This is a genomic window from Schwartzia succinivorans DSM 10502 (assembly GCF_900129225.1).
GTDB lineage: Bacteria > Bacillota > Negativicutes > Selenomonadales > Selenomonadaceae > Schwartzia > Schwartzia succinivorans.
The window spans coordinates 294888-315148 of sequence record NZ_FQUG01000002.1 but is presented as its reverse complement, the minus strand read 5'-3'; the positions used below and the strand labels follow the sequence as shown (position 1 = coordinate 315148).

17 protein-coding genes, 1 tRNA gene, 1 other RNA gene and 1 pseudogene are annotated in these 20261 nt (G+C 47.1%); all 20 read right to left on the bottom strand.

All coding sequences use genetic code 11. The annotated features are described in order from the left end of the window. Positions 1–15: 15 nt before the first annotated feature. The 20 genes and pseudogenes from queF to BUA83_RS01280 all read right to left on the bottom strand — a co-directional run bounded on the left by queF (position 16) and on the right by BUA83_RS01280 (position 20256). Positions 16–510 carry a preQ(1) synthase gene (gene queF, locus BUA83_RS01365; protein WP_072934389.1) on the bottom strand — a complete coding sequence of 165 codons (495 nt, stop codon included), beginning with the start codon at positions 508–510 and terminating at the stop codon, positions 16–18. Next, positions 491–2218 carry a bifunctional diguanylate cyclase/phosphodiesterase gene (locus BUA83_RS01360; RefSeq protein ID WP_072934388.1) on the bottom strand — a complete coding sequence of 576 codons (1728 nt, stop codon included), beginning with the start codon at positions 2216–2218 and terminating at the stop codon, positions 491–493. The genes queF and BUA83_RS01360 overlap by 20 nt, the downstream gene beginning before the upstream one ends. A gap of 142 nt (positions 2219–2360) precedes the next feature. Beyond that, positions 2361–4286, bottom strand: coding sequence for a TRAP transporter permease (locus BUA83_RS01355; RefSeq protein ID WP_072934387.1), 1926 nt, complete (start codon positions 4284–4286; stop codon positions 2361–2363). A gap of 24 nt (positions 4287–4310) precedes the next feature. Next, positions 4311–4796: a DUF1850 domain-containing protein gene (locus BUA83_RS01350; protein ID WP_072934386.1), complete on the bottom strand. Its 486-nt coding sequence runs from the start codon at positions 4794–4796 to the stop codon at positions 4311–4313. A gap of 72 nt (positions 4797–4868) precedes the next feature. After that, positions 4869–5840: a TAXI family TRAP transporter solute-binding subunit gene (locus tag BUA83_RS01345; protein ID WP_072934385.1), complete on the bottom strand. Its 972-nt coding sequence runs from the start codon at positions 5838–5840 to the stop codon at positions 4869–4871. Positions 5841–6026: 186 nt separating this feature from the next. Then, entirely contained in the window at positions 6027–6983 is a 957-nt protein-coding gene (locus BUA83_RS01340; protein ID WP_072934384.1) for an NAD(P)H-dependent glycerol-3-phosphate dehydrogenase, read from the bottom strand. Next, positions 6980–7747, bottom strand: coding sequence for a tRNA threonylcarbamoyladenosine dehydratase (locus tag BUA83_RS01335; protein ID WP_072934383.1), 768 nt, complete (start codon positions 7745–7747; stop codon positions 6980–6982). The genes BUA83_RS01340 and BUA83_RS01335 overlap by 4 nt, the downstream gene beginning before the upstream one ends. A gap of 14 nt (positions 7748–7761) precedes the next feature. Then, entirely contained in the window at positions 7762–8451 is a 690-nt protein-coding gene (rnhA, locus tag BUA83_RS01330) for a ribonuclease HI (protein ID WP_072934382.1), read from the bottom strand. A gap of 95 nt (positions 8452–8546) precedes the next feature. Continuing rightward, positions 8547–8646, bottom strand: an RNA gene (ffs, locus tag BUA83_RS01325) — signal recognition particle sRNA small type. A 37-nt stretch (positions 8647–8683) separates the two neighbouring features. Next, positions 8684–8775: transfer RNA gene (locus tag BUA83_RS01320), tRNA-Ser, on the bottom strand. 193 nt (positions 8776–8968) lie between these two features. Further along, positions 8969–9133 (bottom strand): FeoB-associated Cys-rich membrane protein, encoded by a 165-nt coding sequence (locus BUA83_RS12535; protein ID WP_144340487.1) that lies wholly within the window; start codon positions 9131–9133, stop codon positions 8969–8971. Positions 9134–9145: 12 nt separating this feature from the next. After that, positions 9146–11041: a ferrous iron transport protein B gene (gene feoB / locus BUA83_RS01315; RefSeq protein WP_072934381.1), complete on the bottom strand. Its 1896-nt coding sequence runs from the start codon at positions 11039–11041 to the stop codon at positions 9146–9148. Positions 11042–11056: 15 nt separating this feature from the next. Continuing rightward, on the bottom strand, positions 11057–11278 hold the full coding sequence (locus BUA83_RS01310; protein WP_072934380.1) for a FeoA family protein: 222 nt from the start codon (positions 11276–11278) through the stop codon (positions 11057–11059). Between the two features lie 249 nt (positions 11279–11527). Continuing rightward, complete coding sequence (locus BUA83_RS01305; protein ID WP_072934379.1) at positions 11528–11959, bottom strand: flavodoxin; 432 nt, start codon at positions 11957–11959, stop codon at positions 11528–11530. 17 nt (positions 11960–11976) lie between these two features. Continuing rightward, a complete protein-coding gene (locus BUA83_RS01300) occupies positions 11977–12549 on the bottom strand; it encodes a DUF3793 family protein (RefSeq protein WP_072934378.1) in 573 nt (190 codons plus the stop codon). 149 nt (positions 12550–12698) lie between these two features. Beyond that, positions 12699–14030 carry an NCS2 family permease gene (locus BUA83_RS01295; protein ID WP_072934377.1) on the bottom strand — a complete coding sequence of 444 codons (1332 nt, stop codon included), beginning with the start codon at positions 14028–14030 and terminating at the stop codon, positions 12699–12701. A gap of 21 nt (positions 14031–14051) precedes the next feature. Further along, a complete protein-coding gene (locus BUA83_RS01290; RefSeq protein ID WP_234988188.1) occupies positions 14052–14933 on the bottom strand; it encodes a DUF2156 domain-containing protein in 882 nt (293 codons plus the stop codon). A gap of 408 nt (positions 14934–15341) precedes the next feature. Next, a complete protein-coding gene (locus BUA83_RS12885) occupies positions 15342–15743 on the bottom strand; it encodes a flagellin (protein WP_268793921.1) in 402 nt (133 codons plus the stop codon). A gap of 2097 nt (positions 15744–17840) precedes the next feature. Next, a pseudogene (locus tag BUA83_RS12785) lies at positions 17841–18233 on the bottom strand (flagellin); the annotation flags it as partial. A gap of 169 nt (positions 18234–18402) precedes the next feature. Beyond that, entirely contained in the window at positions 18403–20256 is a 1854-nt protein-coding gene (locus tag BUA83_RS01280; protein ID WP_072934374.1) for a condensation domain-containing protein, read from the bottom strand. Between the last annotated feature and the right edge of the window lie 5 nt (positions 20257–20261).

Sequence of the window (20261 nt, the reverse complement as noted above, 5' to 3'; positions counted from 1 at the left end):
CTGCTCACCCCTGCTTCAACGATTGTCTACTTTATCCAGACACTCAATATCATGGCGGCTGAACCGCATTTCCGCAAGTTTTTCATACTTTGTTCCCGGGCGTCCGTAATTTGCATACGGATCTATCGAAATTCCGCCGCGTGGCAGGAACTTCCCCCAGACCTCGATATAACGAGGATCTAGCAGCTTTATAAGGTCCTTCATGATTATGTTCACCACATCCTCATGAAAATCCCCGTGATTCCTGAAGCTGAAAAGATACAGCTTCAAAGACTTGCTTTCTACCATTTTCACATCAGGCACATAAGATATATAAAGGGTTGCAAAATCCGGCTGTCCCGTAATCGGGCAGAGAGTTGTAAACTCCGGGCAGTTGAACTTTACCCAGTAATCATTTTCCTGATGCTTGTTCACGAAGGTCTCAAGCATTTCCGGGGCATAATCCTGCGGATACTTCGTCCCGTTGCTTCCGAGCTTCGTCAAATTTTCTTCATCTTTCATTCTTGACATCGCGGTACTCCAAAATCTCCTTCGTCAGATACTGCTCTTCAAAGTCTGATTCACTGAAAGGCCGTCCGAACAGATATCCCTGAATACAATCTGCGCCGCAGTCCTTTGTGACAATATCATATACCTCTTTTTCCTCCACGCCTTCAATGCAGACATGCATTCCCAGTCCGTGGCAGAGCGTGACAGTATACTGTACCAGCTCACGGTCAAAATCACTTTCGGTAATATGCTTCACAAATTCGCGGTCAACCTTGACGATATCGCAGGAAAGATTCTTCAGATAAGCAAGGGAAGAATAGCCCGTGCCGAAGTCATCCATCGCTATATGGATGCCCTCCTGCCTGAACTCGTCAAACTGCTCATTTAAGAATGACCAGTCAGCAACGATGGTGCTCTCTGTAAGCTCCAAGGTCAAAGCCTCAGGCGGCAGATTGTACTCCTTGATGACGTCTCTCACAAAGCTGAAGAAAGTAATATCCTTAATCTGAGCATACGAAACATTGATGCTCATGGTGAAATCTGGCACAACCTTACGCCATTTCACACAGGTTTTCAGCGCCTCGCGGACAATCCATTTCCCAAGGGGAAGAATCATCTTCGTCTCCTCAAGAATAGGCACAAACTCCATAGGTGCTACCATGCGCCCCTTTGGATTTTTCCAGCGAAGCAGAGCCTCCGCGCCGATAAGTCTTCTAGTCGAGGCATCCACCTGCGGCTGATAAAAGAGGGAAAATCCCTCACAATCATTCTCGACACTTGTCTTGATGGTATCACGCATGGTCAGAGAACGCATCCATCGGTTATACTGCTCACGAGTGAAAATCACATTCTGATTCTTGCCGTCGCGCTTTGCGAGGTCAAGAGCCGCCTCGGCGTGCTTATAGAGCGCCTGATATTCCTTTCCGCCCTGTGGATACGCTACCGTCCCCCCTGAGACAGTACAGAAATACATCTTGCCGTCGATAAACTGCTGACGGCTCATACATTTTTGAACGGCTTTGAAAAACTTGGTAACCTGTCCTTCCCCTGCACCCGGCATAATAACACCGAATACGTCGCCGTCAAGCTTATAAAGATGCGTATCCTCCGGCAGGATATTTTGAATCTGTCCTGCCGTTATCCTAAGCACCTCATCGCCGAAGGCACGGTTAAAGGTTTCATTGATAATTTTGAAATTATCAAGTCCAAGGAGCAGGATTTCGCCGCCCATCCCCGTTCGCCGAAATTCCTCAAGAGCCTCACGAATTGCCTGTCCGAACTGCTCCTTGTTTAAAAGGCCTGTGACCTTGTCTGCCTCATTGAGCTGATCGAGCCGGGTAAGCACTCCTGCAAAAATCGGAGGAAATCCCCTGTTGCTCTCCAGCAGCTCTCCGCGGCAGCGCAGCCATACATAATTGCCATCACGGTCCTTTGCCCTGTAGTCAATATTGATCTTCTTTTCCTGTTTGTGACGGAAAATCTCATCCTTCTTCTTTTTCAGGTTATCCACATCATCAGGATGCAGATGCGGCATCCACACAGCATCTATATCGTTGATGACGCTTCTTCCCATTCCGAAATCCCTCATCCAGTTTTCGGAAAACATCGTCAGCCCGGTTTCCACATCGGTAATATAGTAATACACATCACTCGTACGTGAAAGTACATCAAAATAAGGCTTTAAACGCATCAAAGAGGCCGGAATAGTATATCTCGGCTTGTTTTTCATGCAATATGCCTCCACTTTCTTTTTCATCCATTGATGAACTTTTTATATTCATAATAATACGACATAATCGGACAAATTGCAAAGCAATCTATATACAAAAAAGGCACTGGAAACCAATGCCTTTTTTAAACATCATATTAAGTTAAACCGCAGCCTCAGCGTTCTTTCTTCTCTTCTGAAAAACTATGCAGGCCACAAGGATGGCAAGTCCGGCAGCATCCGTTACTCCGCCCGGAATAATCATCATAATTCCTGCGGCAAATAAAATCAGCCGTTCAACCATGCGCATATCGTTCGCAAGGAATCCAATCAGCGATGAGCTTACGGCAATCATTCCGATTACAGCTGTAACAAGCGTCTGGACAAGTGCCAAAGGAGTCGCGTCCACCATCAGAACCACAGGGTTCAATACAAACACGTATGGAATAATGAAGGCCGCAATCGCCAGCTTCGATGCATTGACACCCGTCATAAGCGGATTGCCTCCGCTGATGGCAGAGCCTGCGTAGGCAGCCAGCGCCACAGGAGGAGTAACATCCGCTATGATACCGAAATAGAACACAAACATGTGGGCAGCCAAAACAGGAATACCCATCTGCACAAGAGCCGGTGCAGCGATAGTGGACGTTATGACATAGTTAGCGGTTGTCGGAACGCCCATTCCAAGAAGAAGTGCTGTAATCATCGTAAAGAACATCGTCGGAAGAAGCATACCTCCTGAAAGCTCCAAAAGCGCGGAAGCAAGCTTCAGTCCAACACCCGTCTTTGTAACAACACCTATGATAATACCTGCGGAAGCACATGCAACAAGAACACCCAAAATATTGCGCGCGCCGTTTTCAAGCCCCTTAACAACCTCCATAGGCTTCATGCGCGTTGATGCGCGGAGAGACGATGCCGCAATGGAAAGGACGATTGCAAAAAGCGCCGCACGCATCGGTGTATAACCACTGACAAGCAGATAAATTATTACAACGAGAGGAATTGCAAGATGACCCCGCTCCTTCAAAATCACGCTTGCCTTCGGCAGCTCCTCTCTGGGGACGCCTTTAAGATTTTTGCGCTTTGCCTCAAAGTGAACGCCAAGCCATACTCCTGCGAAATACAAAACAGCCGGAATGATGGCAGCCTTTACGACGTCAATATAAGGAACACCCACGAACTCAGCCATAAGAAACGCCGCGGCCCCCATAACAGGCGGCATCAGCTGTCCGCCTGTAGATGCGGCCGCCTCTACGGCACCGGCAAATTCTTTATCATAGCCAAGCTTTTTCATCATAGGTATAGTAAAGCTTCCTGTGCCAACGACGTTTGCAACGGAGCTTCCGGATACTGTACCCATGAGTCCCGAGGAAAGAACAGCCACCTTTGCAGGACCGCCGCTTGCCCAGCCCGCAATAGCGTTTGCCAGATCAATGAAAAATCGTCCAAGCCCTGTTGATTCAAGATATGCGCCAAACAGAATGAACAGGAAAATAAACGTTGACGATACGCCAAGAGGAATACCGAAAATACCCTCTGTCGTGAAGAACAGATGCCCTATGAGCTGCTGCGGAGTAAGTCCGCGGTGCGCAAGCATGCCCGGCATATAAGGACCTGCGAAGGCATAGGCAAGAAACGCCGTCACCACCACAAGCATCGGGATTCCTACCACACGGCGCGTTGCCTCAATAACAAGCAGAAGTCCCACAGCCCCGACAGCAAAATCCATCGTTGTCACTGTGCCTGCGCGCAGTACAAGCTGCTGATATTCAATGAAAATATACGCCGGTGCAGCCGCTCCCAAAAACGCAAGAATATAATCCTCAATATGAAGCTCAGGCCCATGCTTTCTCCTTGTAGGAAAAAGAAGGAATACCAGTGCGAGACCGAATCCCAGATGTACCGCACGCTGCAGCTGCGCGTCAAGAACCCCGAAAACAGCCGTGTACAGCTGAAATACTGAAAATGCTATAGCAAGCGCGGACACAAACTTTGCCAGGAGACCTTTATGTGCTGCCGCGTTCGATTCCTTATCATATTTTTTCAGCACATCCTTGGCAAGCTTTTCGTTTTTTTCATCTGCCATGAATCCATCAACCTTTCCATGAGCTCAGCCGTCGAGCCCGGACCATATTTTATACCTTGGGACGACCTGAACAGTAATCGGTGTCCCCAGGGGAACCATTTCATATAAAGGGAAAATCTTATCTTTAATTCTCAGTGTAAGCTCTGTACCAACACCGGGACGAAGGACAACCGAAGAAAGCTTTCTCTCCATGCCCTCCATTACGAACCAGTCTCCATCACGCCTGAAATTACCGTCCGTTGAAAGAAACGGCAGACCGACGCCAAAGGACTGATATCTCGTCGAGTGAAGCACAACTCCGTCTATTCTCTCGTTTACCGTGAAGTACTCTTCTACAGGTGTCTTTTGCACGGAATGGATAAACCGCGTTGAAAAGGCAAGTCCCTTCTCCGCCGGAACGGAAAACAAAATCTTTTCATCCGAAGACACCACAAGACGCGGGCAAAAAATATAGCATCCGACTCCAACAAACACCAAAGCCAAAAGCAATACTGTCATTCTTCGTTTCATAATCCCGTACGCCTTTCACAGAGAAAACGGGCGCAGCCGCGCCCGTTCAAATTTTAGCCGAATCTTTTCAAGTTATTCCTTGAAGAATTTCTCAGCGCCTGCATTCATCTTAATCGGCATGCCCTTCATAGCGCCTTCCTTTGTGATGAGCTTGCCTACCGAATGAGCCGACTGAATGCGGTCGAGTGTTGTGAAGAGCGCCTTCGTAACCTCGTATCCCAGCGAATCGTTCAGCTTATCCGTAGCAACAAGCATTGCCATAACGGAGACAGCCTCGACCTCTTCATTGAAGCCTGCGTAAGTGCCTGCCGGAATTTTTGTCTTTGTATAGAACGGATATTTTGCGATGAGCTTGTCAGCAGCTGCAGCATCTACCGCCAGCAGACGAACCGGATGCTGGGATGCAATATCCTGAATAGCCGCCGTTGGATAGCCTGCCGTAACGAATGCGGCATCAACATTGCCGTCCTTCAGAGCATTGGATGCCTCACCGAAGGAGAGGTACTGCACCTGGATATCATCATAGGTGATTCCATACACAGCCAGAATCTGACGTGCATTAGCCTCAGCACCGCTTCCGCTGGCACCTACCGCAACGCGTTTGCCCTTGAGGTCTGCGATTGATTTGATACCGTTTTTCTCAAGCGTAACAATCTGGCACGTCTCAGGATAGAGAGTTGCGATACCGCGAAGGTTTTCTACCTTCTTATCCTTAAACATTTCCGTGCCGTTCATAGCATAGTACGTAATATCATTCTGAACGATTGCCAAATCCACTGAGCCGTCCTTCAGCATATTGATATTAGCAACGGAAGCTCCTGTACTCTGAGCGCTTGCGTTCATACCCGGAATCTTCTTGTTCAGAATTTCAGCCATAGCGCCGCCAATCGGATAATACGTTCCTGCCGTACCGCCCGTGGCAATATTCAGGAACTTCTTCTCGGCACTCTTGCCGTCTCCTCCGCCGCATCCTGCAAAAATCACGGCAGCAAACGCAAGCAGCACTCCGAGCACTGCAAATCTGCTCCATTTCCCCAACCTCATAGTGATTCCCCCTTTTGAAATCTCAAATATGTATATCATTATAGCATACAAGGTATGCAATTTCTATACATAGAACAAAAAATACAAAAAACATTTTCCGCTTACAGCAAAACATCAGCCGTCAGCCCATATGCGCAAAAGCCCCGGGGCAGCAGATTAACCCCGGGGCTGTACATACATTCACCTTTATTCTTCTTTTTCAGAACGCAAAAAAAGTCTCTCGAGCTCTGCCTTCGGTTCTTTATGGCAGCATACTATTTCATATACCGAACGGCTTATGGGAAGCTCCACATTATACTCCTTCGAGAGTGCCATGAGAGCCTCAGCGGTGTAAACACCCTCCGCCAGCTTCGTCGAAGGCTTGCCCAGCATGAGATTTTCTCCATAACGGCGGTTGTTGCTGTGCGGCGAAAAAAGCGTTGCTTCATAATCACCAAGATGCGACAGCCCGTAGACAGTCATAGCATCACCGCCCATGGCATCAATCAGGCGTGAAAGCTCCTTTGTTCCCCGTGCCATAAGCGCTCCCTTGAGGCTTCCGTAATGCACTCCGTCAAGCATTCCCGCAGCCAGTCCTACTACATTTTTCGCAGCTGCACCAATCTCAGTACCAAGCAAATCCTTTCCATAATAAAAACGGATAAGAGGCCCGTGAAAAATCGGAACAAGCCTTGCTGTTACCTCATCGGAATCAGAAGCAAGAATCATGCAGTTTGGAATCCCCTTAAGAAAATCCTGCACATGTCCCGGGCCAACCCATACCGCTATATCAGGCTCAGGGCCGACCTCCTCGCGCATCACAACAGAAAGCCTCTTTCCCGTGCCGATTTCAAGTCCTTTCATGCAAAGCACAAAGGTTTTATTCTTAATCGGGAGCTCAGCCAGCTGTCCCGCGAAGGACCGAAGCTGCTGCGCGCCGATTGAAATTATGATAATATCCGCACGCTCCACCGCATAGGAAAGATCGTCAGAAAGCTCAACAGACTCAGGCATCTGAAGATATTCGTTCGCATGCCTGTCACGAAGCTCCGCAAGATTCTTTGAACCCGGGCGGCCCCAGAGAACAACGTCATGACCGATTTTATCCGCATACCACGCGTGAAAAGAACCCCAGCGGCCGCAGCCCAAAACAGAAATATTCATACCCCGACCTCCCGACGGACACCTGCTGTCAAATCCTTCACAACCTCACCGGCAATTATAAGCCCCGCCACTGACGGCACAAAAGAAACACTTCCCGGAACAGCCCTGCGGACATCACAGTTCCTTGCGCTCCCCGGCGGACATATACAATTCGCTCCGCATCCCGAAACGGCAGGCTTTATCGGCTGTTCCTCGGAATAAACTACCTTGAGTTTTTTTATGCCGCGCGCCCGCAGCTCCTTCCTCATCACCTTGGCAAGAGGACATACCCTGGTTTCATATATATCTGCCACACGAAAAGCCGATGGATCAAGCTTGTTTCCTGCTCCCATACTGCTCATGACAGGAATGCCTCTCTTTTCGCCCTCCATCACGAGCCCAATCTTTGCCGTAACCGTATCCACGGCATCGACAATATAATACAGCGGTTTATCAAAGAATTTGTCCGCCGTCTCCGGCAGGAAAAATTCGTCCACAGTTTCAATCTCTGCCTCAGGATTTATTGAGAGCATTCTTTCCTTCATTACTTCCGTCTTGGATTTGCCAACAGTCTTCATTGTCGCGTGAATCTGCCTGTTAAGATTCGTGAGACACACCAAATCATTATCAACTAGAAGAAAATGTCCCACTCCTGCCCGTACAAGTCCTTCCGCAACAAAAGAGCCGACACCGCCAACGCCGAAAATTGCAACTCTGCTGTCTGCCAGCTTTTTCATGGCCGCTTCTCCCAGCAAAAGCTCTGTACGTGAAAATCTTCCTAACATAATGTCAGTCTCCTTTAATCAGCAAACTTCATCGCCTCGGCCTTTGCAAGCCTGTCGCACCGTTCATTATCCTCATTTCCTGCATGGCCCTTTACCCAGTGGAAATGCACCTCATGGCATGATACCTCCGCATCCAGTGCCATCCACAAGTCCTGATTTTTAACAGGAGTTCCCGTTGATGTAATCCAGCCGCGCCGTTTCCACGACACCAGCCATCTTTTAACAAATGCATTCTGCAGGTACTGGCTGTCAGCGAAAAAGGCTGTAGAAGCTCCCTCCGGCAAAGCCCTGAGAGCCATGATTCCGGCCGTAAGCTCCATGCGGTTATTTGTAGTCGAAGCTTCTCCTCCGCTTATTTCCTGCTTTTCCCCTGTAGCGGTCTTTGTTATAACAGCCGCCCAGCCTCCGGGGCCATCAGGATTCCTGAGACAGGAACCGTCTGTATAAATAACATAATCCTCATTAATCGGAGCATCCTTCTCTTCTCCGAAAAGCGATGTCTGCTCGCCTGTTCTTACAGGCGTACCCTTCACAGCAACCGAAGCCGCCGTGCTTCCCGAAAGCCATGCATTGGCCTCGTCTATATCCATAAAGCCCTTGTAAACAGCCCCCTGAAACCCTGCAACCTGCGCCTTGCATTCGTCCCATGTATTAAACAGCCCTGTTTTTCTTCCACGCTTTACCGCGTATATTTTTTTTGCCATAAACTCACCCCGAAAAGCGCAATACACAAAAATCTATACAAAAAAAGCAGCCCTTACGGCTGCATATATGATGATCCTTTTCAACGTCGGGCCACAGCCCTCAGGCACCCTCGCGGCACATGTGACTGACCACTTACCGCTGCTTCCTTCCGGACCTGACGGGATTCATGGGGCCCCATTGCGCGAGACCAAAGCGCTGCGGTCCGACCTGGAAAAGGAATGATAAGTAAAATGGCGGAGAGTGAGAGATTCGAACTCTCGATACAGCGTTCACCGTATACACGCTTTCCAGGCGTGCTCCTTCAACCACTCGGACAACTCTCCAAATGCTCTACCAATAAATGATATTAAATTGTATCGTCTCATTCACGACGATATATAGGATAACACATCAATCTCTGCCTGTCAATCAAATCGCCAATATTTTCCATATTTTTTTGCACCTGTTGGCATAGAATAATTTTCCATATAAAAAATCGGCAGAGGATTTCTCCCCTGCCGACGCAGATGTTCCATATTATTTCTGAGGATGGCACGAACTGCATCCGCCGCACGAATCTCCGCAGGAGCATCCACTCGTCCCGCAGCAGTCAGATTCACCCTTTATAAAGTTACGGTATATATGCCGCAGCGCAAAGAACAACGCAGCCGCTACCAGCACAGCACATACAAACGTAGCCATAATATTTCCTCCTTAGAAGCCCATCAGCTTACCGCCCTGGTAAACGATGAGCGAAACAACCCATGCAATAGCAAACATGTATACTGCCGAGAAGCCCATCCATTTCCAGGAATTTGTTTCCTTCTTGATTGTACCGAGTGCGGTCACACACGGAGTATACAGCTGAGAGAATACCATAAACGCAAAGGCCGAAAGCGTTGTAAAGCTTGTAGCCATTCCCGTACCCAGCATTGTCTTGGCAGCCTCCAGAGCCTCATCAGCTTCCGTAGAAACATCAGCAGCTCCGTAAAGAACGCCCATCGTAGCAACAACCGTTTCTTTAGCCATGATACCCGAAAGAAGAGCAGCACCTGCTTCCCATGTTGCGAAGCCATGGAAAACAAAGAGCGTGGACATCCAGCTGCCGAGAGTAGCCAAAATCGACTCGTCAATCTCGCACGGGCCGCTGAAATTATAGTTGGACATAACCCAGAGAAGCACCGACGCAGCAAAGATAATCGTTCCGGCTTTAATAAGGTAGCCTTTACCTTTATCCCATGTCTCGAGAAGAACAGTCTTCATATCCGGCATGCGGTACGGCGGAAGCTCCAAAAGGAACGTAGAACCCTCGCCCTTAAAGGTAGTAGCACCGAGAATCTTTGCGGCAATAATAGCCATAACAACACCGATAATATACATGCCGAAAACAACATCACCGGCATTATCCGGGAAGAACATCGCAGCAAAAAGCGCCATAATAGGAAGCTTTGCGCCGCATGTCAAAAACGGTGTAACAAGAATCGAAACGAGACGGTCCTTTTCAGAATCAAGAGCACGCGCGCCCATGACAGCAGGGACAGCGCAGCCATGCGCCATCATAAGAGGCATGATACCCTTACCGGTGAGACCGCAGCGGCGCATAATCGGATCCGTAATGAAAGCAATACGCGCCATGTAACCTGTACCATCCAGGAAGGACAGGCAGAAGAACAATACGAAAATCAGCGGAACAAAGGTAAGCACCGCACCAACACCGGCGATTATACCGTCAGTCACAAGTGATACCATCCAGTCAGCAACGCCCATTCCCTCAAGGGCTTCCTTGGCGAACTCAATGAAATCTTCATTGATAAGTCCATCAAGAGCATCAGCCAAGGGCTGACCAATCCACTCAAATGTAATCTGGAATACCCCATACATAATCGCAAGGAAAATCGGGAGCGCAAGGACGCCGTTTGCCAAAACCTTATCAATCTTTTCGGATTTTGTAAGACCGGCATTATCCATCGTAACAGCCTCGGACATAATGCGGTCGATGAAAGCATAACGCGCCTCAATGACGGCCTCCTCAGCCGCATCAGCAGATGCCGCGTTCTGACGGATTTCCTTTATCTTTGCAATATGCTCCTCAAGAATCTCGCTTGGATGATACTGGGACATAACGGTCGATGTAAATACATCAAGAAGCTTCTTCGTGCTCTTGCTTGAACGACCAACCGTCTCAACAACCGGCATACCGAGAAGCTCCTCCAGCTTTTTCATATCCACATGAATACCATGCGCAGAAGCCTCGTCCTGCATGTTGAGATCAATAAGAAGCGGAACACCCTGCTCCAGAAGCTGAACCGTAAGGAAAAGATTTCTCTCAAGATTTGATGAATCGACGACATCCATGACAAGATCCAGCTTGTTGTTCATGAGATAATCGATAACGATTTTCTCCTCCGGGGAACGTGCGCTGATGCTGTAGGTTCCCGGCAAATCCACGATAGAAATAGCACGGTCATTATGGTTTACATAGCCGACCTTCTTGTCTACCGTAACGCCCGGCCAGTTTCCGATCTTTTGACGGGCGCCTGTAAGCTCGTTAAAAATTGTAGATTTTCCTGTATTAGGATTACCCGTTAATGCTACTGCTAATGTTGACATATTCTTCTCCTTCCTTTACACTGCCTCGACCGTAATTTTTCCCGCATCTTCACGGCGCAGTGCGAGGTTGTAAGAACGAATACGAAGTGCCATCGGGTCACCAAAGGGTGCAGAACGCAGCACGGTCACTTTAGTTCCCGGAATAAGCCCCATCGTCATCAAACGGGTTTTCAGCGGCGAATCCTCAAGAGACACAATCCTGAGATTCATGCCGGTCTTTCCTTCCTTCAAAGTCATGCTTTTCCCTCCATCATAAATTTTTCTGCGTATAACGTAGCCTTAAATGCGCTTTAATGATAGCAGTAATGATTCTCACTGTCAAGGGTAATGATAGTACATATCATTCTTATTATTATTTTCACTTACCTGACTGAATGTCAAAAGAGCACTCCGCAGATGAGTGCTCTTTTGAGGTAGGAGTATTATGTTGTGGAAAAAGCTATATTTCAACACCGCTGCGGCCAAACAACGATGCGGAAATCAAAATCAAATCTGTGCCGCGAAATCCTTGCCAAGCTTCCTGCACTCTGCAAGCGCATCATTATCAGGCGTATTCTCTACAGCAAGTCCGTTTCCGAAAAGCTTTGCGCCGTCATTTCTGGTGCGCTCTGCCCAGTCATTCATCCAGGCGCCTCCGCCCCATCCATAGGAACCGAAAAGCGCTACCGGTTTATTTTCAAGGAAAGCCTCTGCCTCAGTGAAGAACGGTTCAAAAACACTTTCTTCAAGAACCTCTGCACCCATTGCAGGACATCCGAACATTACTCCATCATAATTTGCAGTGTCGGCTGCCGTGAAGCTGCTCACCTCAGCGAGAGTTACCTCGCTTCCGCTTTCCTTGACTCCCTCGGCACATGCCTCAGCCATCATCTCGGTATTTCCTGTACCTGACCAATATACAACAGCAATCTTACTCATGATAATATCCTCCTTTTTCAAACCGCACGCACGAGCTCAGCAAACTCTTTTCCGCATTCAAGCTCACGGCAAAAATGTCTTGAACAGCTGTCATAGATTCCAAACAGCCTGCGCGCGTCGCTTTCATTCTCATATACCTTCCAGTATCCACAGCAGCAGTAGTCCCTTCCCTTGTGACGTATAAACCCTTCAACGTCACCGGGAGGATAGCCCAGAAAAAGTCCTATTTCGTGTGGAAAAGTCTTCTCGCTCTCTACTCTTTCCCTGAGGTGCTCCAGCATCTCAAAAATGCTTCCGTTCATGGGATAACCACACCGTCTCAAAATTTCCCGGGCCTCTTTGCGGTTCAAATCACGTTCCATCGCATCCACACGGTAAAACATAATGACAACAAGACCATTCTTTTCGGAAACTCTGAAAACCGAAATTCCTTTGCAGTTAAAACATGGCGTATAAGATTCAAGCATTCCGTCGAAGTCGGCGAACCTGCTTTTCCTGAAGGTGATAAGATTGGCTGTTTTAAACCCCAGCAGCATCGGTGCGGCGTGATAGCCCAGCACATACTCGAAATCATCCTTTGCCAACCGCATCACTTCCTCAATGAGAATCTCTATCAATTACGATAGGCTTATTATATAGCGAATGATTCTCAATTGCAAGTAAATTTTGTAAAAAAAATAAATTACTGCCGTACTTTTTTTCGCACGGCAGTAATTCTGTACCAATTCTTAATATGAAATTATCCCCGGAGCTCCAGGTTGACAAGGAATGCAAGCGCGATTATCCACATAATCGGGCTGATTTCCTTTATCTTTCCAGCACCTACTTTCATGACAACATAGCTGACAAAACCGAAAGCAAAGCCGTTGGCAATGCTGGAGGTCAGAGGCATCATGATGATTGTAAGAAAAGCCGGAAGCGCATCATCGAACGCGCCAAAGCTCACATTTCGAACCTCAGATATCATCAGAGCACCGACAATGATAAGTGCAGGGCTGGTGGCAAATGCCGGAACCAGTCCGATAAGCGGTGCAAACACAAGCGAAACAACAAAGAGCACAGCAACCGTCACGGCGGTAAGGCCTGTCTTACCACCCTCGGCGATACCTGCAGCACTTTCCAGATAAGATGTAACAGTTGAAGTACCGAAAAGCGCACTGAGCATTGTACCTATAGCGTCAGTTGTCAGAGCGCGGTCAAGATTTTCGATTTCCCCGTCTTCCTTTACAAGGTTCGCTTTTGTTGTAAGACCTATGAGTGTACCCATATTGTCAAAGAGTTCAACAACCGTGAACGTGAAAATGATGGAGAAAATACCGAACTCCCACGCGCCGCGGATATCAAACTGACCAAATGTCGCTTCCATCGAAGGAATATCAAAGCTCATGATATCCCCAATACCGTGCGGCACAGGAGAAAGTCCCATGAACATGCTTGCGAGTGTAATCACAGCAATACCAATCAAAATCGAACCTTTGACTCCGCGCACAATGAGAACACCCGTCAACAGGAGCCCTACAAGTGCGAGAAGCGTCGTCGGTTCAGCAACATGACCGAGAGTTATATACGTTGCCTTATCTGCCACAATAAGACCTGTCCCGCGAAAGCCGATAAACGCAATAAACATACCGATACCGACGGTAATCGCGTGCTTCAGATTCTCAGGCACGGCTCTTATAATCGCCTGCCTGACTCCTCCGACAGTAAGGATGAAGAAAAACACGCCTGAGAAAAAAACAGCTCCCAGTGCTACCTGCCAGGGAAGGTGCAGTGTCCCAACAACATAGTACGTGAAGAACGCGTTAAGTCCCATTCCCGGGGCCAGTGCCACAGGATAATTCGCATAGAGGCCCATGAATGTCGTTGTGAGTGCCGCCACCCAGATTGTCGCCGCGATAGCAGCTTCCTTCGGTATTCCTGCATCCGCAAGGATATTAGGGTTAACAAACAAAATGTACGCTACTGAAATAAATGTCGTAAAGCCGGCGATCATTTCTGTCTGAACATTGGTCTTCTTTTCATTAAGATGAAAAAGACGGTTCAGCATACCGCCCTGTGATTGGGTTGCCATGAAAAACTTTTCCTCCTGCCCTTACGCGGGCTCAATGATATATTTTTGTATCATCCTTACAGGACGATACGATTCCTTTGCTGTTCTGAGACCTTCGAGTCCCATATCCTCCTGACGGTTCACATAAGGAAACTCAGACCACTCATGCTCCAAAAAAGACTGGTTGATTACAGTGTACGCGCCACGGATATCCGGAGCACCCTTTTCGATATGAACGACAACAGTATCCTTATTAAGCTGTTCCCCAAGAGTAAAAGCAACAATACGCTTTCCGATGCGGATAGCAGCACCCTTGAGCTTGAAATACTCCAAATCACTCAAAATTTCCATGACGGACTCACGCTCAGTTGCAATATAAGGATCATCAGGAGTCTCCTGCTGAAGCTCCTTGTACCAGCCGTTCATGTTCAGCTTGCACTCTGGAACTATATCCTCTGTAATAGGAAGATATTCTGCCTCAGGGTACTGACGCCAAAAAGCATTCAGGTGATTCTTCTTCGAATGATACTTGCGTCCCGAAAGCTTAATAAGATCCTGCGTATTGTACAAATAATCCGCCTCATCGCGGTTTGCACGGGCCGTGAGCTTTATCCCCGATGCAGCCTCATATACAGGCACCATCTTTTCCTCTATGCCATAGGCATAGAACGGAACATCATTGGACTTTGCCCACTCAATCTGCTTTTGCACAGCCTCTGCCATCTTATCCGCGGGGCCGAAAGGATTTAGCAGCATCTTTTTCCCCTGCCACTCCGCTTTCATGAAAAGCACCCCGTCTTCGATGGCCCACTGCATGTGAAACGGATTTCGCCAGATATAAACCGTCGTGAAATTATAATGAGAGTTCTCATAGTATTGTGCCCGGAAGAACGGGTCGAGAACTGCCTTGTCTTCCTTACGCACAGGTTGAAATTCTATAATAAATTACCTCCCTTTTACCTATTGAAATAATATATATTATAACGCCTTCGTTCCAGTTTTGCCACAGGCAAAATCTTCTTTGCAGCAAACCCTCAATCCCTTATTTTCAGCTAAATTTCATCCAATTTGTCAGTTTCTTTTCATAAACCTCCTGTATATTATGTATCAAGCAAGGGGGACACGAACCCCGAGCAAAAAGAATATAATCCGCTGGTTTCTTAAAACCCCTCTCCGAGAAATCGGTGAATTATATACAACACATTTTCATTTTCATTCTCTATCTCCCTGAAAGGCCGGCAGCCTCCCCTAAATCTGCCGGCCTTTCACTTTGTAAAAAAGGGCTTCAGCGCTGACAATTAAGCGCTGAAGCCCTTTTTCATCCGATATGCATTATTGAAGAAGGCTCAATATTGCAGAACCATTCTGATTGGCCTGCGCCAACATGGACTGCGATGCCTGTGAAAGCACGCTCGCTTTCGTATACTCCGCCATTTCTTTCGCCATATCCGCATCGCGGATTGTTGACTCGGATGCAGTAGTATTCTCCTGCTGAACTACTATATTTGACTCTGTCATACCGAGACGCATGTTCTGCGCACCAATAAGAGTATTTGCGTTTGTAAGATAATCAATCGCCGTGTCAAGAAGTCCCTTTTCGTCCTTCGGGATAATTCTTCCGCTGCGGGATTTGCCTGCCTTATTGCCTAAAAGCTCCTCGCGGCTTTTTGCAGTAAGCACATTAAACTCCGACAAATCCCTTGTACCTGCCTGATATCCGAAAAGATGGTCCATTGTGGTCTGAGGAATCCTCAGGCGGATATTCATGCTGGCATGGTCAGTGTCCTGAATTATGAGGTCACGGACATACACATCGCGCTCACCTATGGAAACATTATCCCAAACGCCGTCAGCTATTTTTGCGCCGCCAACATTTTCCGCATCGTCCCACTGGTATTCATAAAGGTAATTACCTTTTTTGTCCTTAGCATTCCTTAGATACGAATCAGTAAGTCTACGTTCATCATAGATAATCAACTTATCTCCATCCGCAACCAAACGCATAAAGTGATTCAAATCCGGATCCGAACCGGTAAGTTGAGGCATAGCCTGATCATAAATTGCCTTTACCAAAGATTCCGCATCCGTCACGCCTGACACATCGACATAAAGGTGTTTGATATCCTCAGCACCGGGATCCGAATTTTGTGGCCTGCCACCCGGCAATTCTTCTGTAATGAAATGAATATTAAACCATTGATTATCACAGCTGGCACAGTAAAAACGAAATCCTTTGTTATTAAGAAAATCAGGAATAGTCTTGTCAGGGTTTTCATTAAACCACTTACCATAATCCAAAGTGTAGGAGCGCAACTGATTTTGTGTCAAAAAAAGTTTCTCTTTGTTGCCGGCAGTCCCAACTCCGAAATTTCCGGCTCTAATTTTCAGGCCAATAACCTGACCTCCATCACTTGTAGCTTCTTCAATTCTACCCTGAACTTCTCTGGCAGTCGAACTCTTGCAGCAATCATAAAAAGCTTCTGCGATTGTCTTTCCGCCCGCAACAGCAGAGCGCAGAGCATCCAAATCCACCACTCCATCGCCAAATATACTATGTGGAAACTTATACATTCCATCCACAGGATTACTTGAGCCAGTATCAATAAACTCAACATAAAAGTATGGCGCATCTGAGTTAGAATACTCGTTTCGGGTAGAAAAATCGTATGGATATCCATTTTCATAATAGCTATCTTGTGCGTACCCATTTGAATAACTAAATGTAATAGCTTTTCCTTTTAAATCATCAATTAACGTTTCCACATCATCATATGCCGACACATCTACAGTTCCATATGCCCAAGGTTGGTCATTTGTGCCACTCAATGATTTTGTCGCCAAAAACTCATATTTTTCCTTTTCAATTCCGTCTTTCACATAGTAAGAAGTATTTCCGTATATACCCTCTCTCAAAGCCGTAATTTCCAATGTCCCATTTTTTAATTCCCCTGTACAATCACCAAATAAAATAGTTCCTTCATAATCTATTCCAACAGTCTGCATTCCGTTATATGGGTTATACGGAGACGGAGCTCCATTCCCATCAACAAACTTCAGACCAGCTATAGATTTACCATAATCCTGGTATATCGTGATACCAGTGTTTGCTTGCATATCAGAAAGGCTCCACGTTGCCTTTTTGCCCGGATTCGGCTCTACTGAATCTGGATCATCATCGATAGCACCTGAAGCTTCTTCTCCCCCCGAAAAATACGACGGCCCATTAAAAAGACCAGTCTTACCAACCTCTTCCATTTGGGCTGAAGAGTATCTGTACATTCTTCCACCAAGCGTTCTGACAGTTTTTAAATAATAGGCGCCATTTTCGTCCACACCATATCCTTTAACTATATTCGGCAATTTGGCCTGAATGACTTCCATAACCTCTTCTACCGAACTACAACCACTAATATCAACTTCTTTGACATTATTATTAAGCCTTACGTTACAGTAATTGACATAACCACCATATTTATTTTCTGCATTAGAACCTTTTTTCAATACGATTGCCGTATCTGAATACGATTCCGCCAGAGCCGCCCCGTCGAAATCATCCACTGTTTTGAAAGAACTGTCAAATGTATATATATTATCATCGCCGCCTTCAAGCTGAATTGTTGGCGAGAATCCCAGTTTATCCAAGGTTGCGCTCTCAATCTTCGACTTTTTAAACAAATCAAAAGGACCGACGATGCCGTTTAGGCTTTCGTATTTATCGTCAATCATATTCATGTCAATCATACGCATCTCATCGCTGCCTGGGAGCAGGCTGGATTTATCATCAACCACCCAGCTGTACACCTTTTCACCCACTTTGTCCCCAACAAGCAGGCGTTTTCCGTTGTAGGTGGTTTCCCGGGCAATATTTTCAATCTGACGGAAGCCATGATCTATTTCCTTTTGTATTGTCGCACGATCAATGTCAGTATTCGTATCGTTATCTGCGTCAATGACCTTTTCCTTGATAGTTCTCATAATATCAAGTTGAGACTGCACGCCGCCCTCGGCAACACGAAGAAGAGCCGAACCGTTTTGCACGTTCCGCTCATTCTGTCCAAGCGCACGTATACGTACCCGCATCTTCTCCGAAATGCTGTAGCCCGAAGCATCATCCCCGGCACCAACAATACGCTGTCCGGACGAGAGCTTTTTAAGCTGCTTGCCGATCTGAGAAATATTTTTATTGAGTTCGCCCAGCGTCATTGCCGCCGCAGCGTTGTTCATAATCATCATTGCCATTTGAGATATCAGTCCTTTAAGCAAATTATCCGCAATAAAATCATCATCGAATAAACTCTGTTATATATATTATCGTTCTTTTCCTCCCCAAACTTAACAGCACACAAAAAGGGACTATGAAAAAGATTTTCCATAGTCCCTCTGATATTTTCTTTTATGACTGTGCCCAGAGTCTTTGATATTTTTCAAGCTGTGAGACAGCGTAGGTAATGATTTTTTTATAAAGACTTGGATGCTGGGTAAGGATGTTTTCCATAGCTTCCTTCGATACGACCAAAATCTCAGCGCGCTCGGAAAGAACCTCAACTGAGAGTGTGGCTTTGCGTTCTTCAAGCGTGACAGTCTCGTTAATCCATGCGCCATCCTTTACGATATCCAGCGTGCAGTACCAGCCTTCGCCGTCCTCGATACTGCGTGCCAGTTTTCCTTCTGCAACGAAAAGGAAGTCTCTGTCCGTGCCTTCTATGCGGTCTCCCTCGAAGTACGTGCGAAGCGTTCCTGCCTGTACAAAATGCTGCGTTGTTCCGGAGCTTGCGCCCTGCAGAATCTGCACTGTGGATACAGCGTGCTGCAGGCGTGCCTTTTCTTCCTCCTTGTAAACGGCCTGCATCGATTTTTCGGAATGAAGACGTGCAAGAAGATTCTCCTGAATCACATCAACAGGCTTATGAATATCCGTGAGCATCTGCTGCAGCAGCAAGGTGTAGGTTTTCGCTATGCGGTCTCCAATCCCCGGTGGAAATGAAGCTTCGTCGTAAAGCATTATGATGGAAGCTTTCGTTTTTGTGTACTGGAAATAGAGACTCAGCTTCGTACTTCTGGAATCCCATGAACGCCTTGAAACCACGCCGCCATTTGCTTCCGCAGACTGCTGGGAATATGGCTTTTCTTCCGAAAGAAAGTCATAAAAATCAAGAAAATGATTGAAGGGCTTCTTTCCCTTTCCAAGGAAGGTTTCAAAGCTTTCCCAGTCAAGGCATGCATAAGGTCTTGATACAAGCATCTGCTGGAACTGCCGCTTCAGCAGGCTGTCTATTGTATCATCCTTTGCCAGTGTCTGCCGTACAGGCACCATGCTGAACGGGCGCCATGCTTCCTCCTTCTGCATGTTCTGATTCGGAACGAGCAGGCAGATGCACAAATCCTTTAAACGTCCCTCTGTCTGCAGAAGAAGTCCCCATGTGGAGGCCAGTATTGCCATCATCATCATGCGGTTGCCCTTAGATTCCTCCACCAGGCTTGAAAAGAGCTCGCCGGAGAGAACGATGTTTCGCGCTCTCTGCTTGTACGAATGCTGCGGCGCGTTCTCAAGCTCCCATGGCAGGGCATTGGACTGCGGCGGAGCGGCCAAAAGCTTCTTCCAATATTCGTGCATCTTGGATTCCATGTGCCCGCTCTGTAAAACAGGCTTCACTTCGGAATATTCGACCTCAGGCAAATTCAGCAGCTGGCTGAAAATCTTTCTGATGTCGAAGCGGTCAAGAATAATCTGCGCGGCTGTAACAAGTACGGCATATTCATCAGGCCCTGTGTGAAAAACAAAAATTCTGTGCAGTCCACCCTTTTCTACATCAAAGGGATAACGAATCTCCGCTGCCGAAAACTTGGAAAGCATTTCATCTATTTCTTCCGGCTCGCGTCCCTGCAGATTGTTGTAAATAACAGGCTCTGTATTTTTGCGTTCCTTTGTCACCACAGCCAGCACACGGTCGCCAATATCGCAGTAATTCGTCCGAAGCACATCCTCCTGCGCCTCATAATCTCTGAGGATACGGTTGAATAAAAGCGGGGAAAGTGTTCCCTTCAGCTTGTAGAGTGTCTGTGTCAAAAAGCTGGGGGACAAAAAGTTCCCACGGCCGAAAAACCATGCTTCATAAGGAGTCAGTTCACGGACGTATTCTATCCTGTACGCCGTATATCCGTTTTTCGGCTGCGACCCGTAAACTGCGCAAAGCCGCACCTGATCTTTTTTCGGAAGATCTTCAAAGCTAATTCTGTTTTCCTGCATAGCTA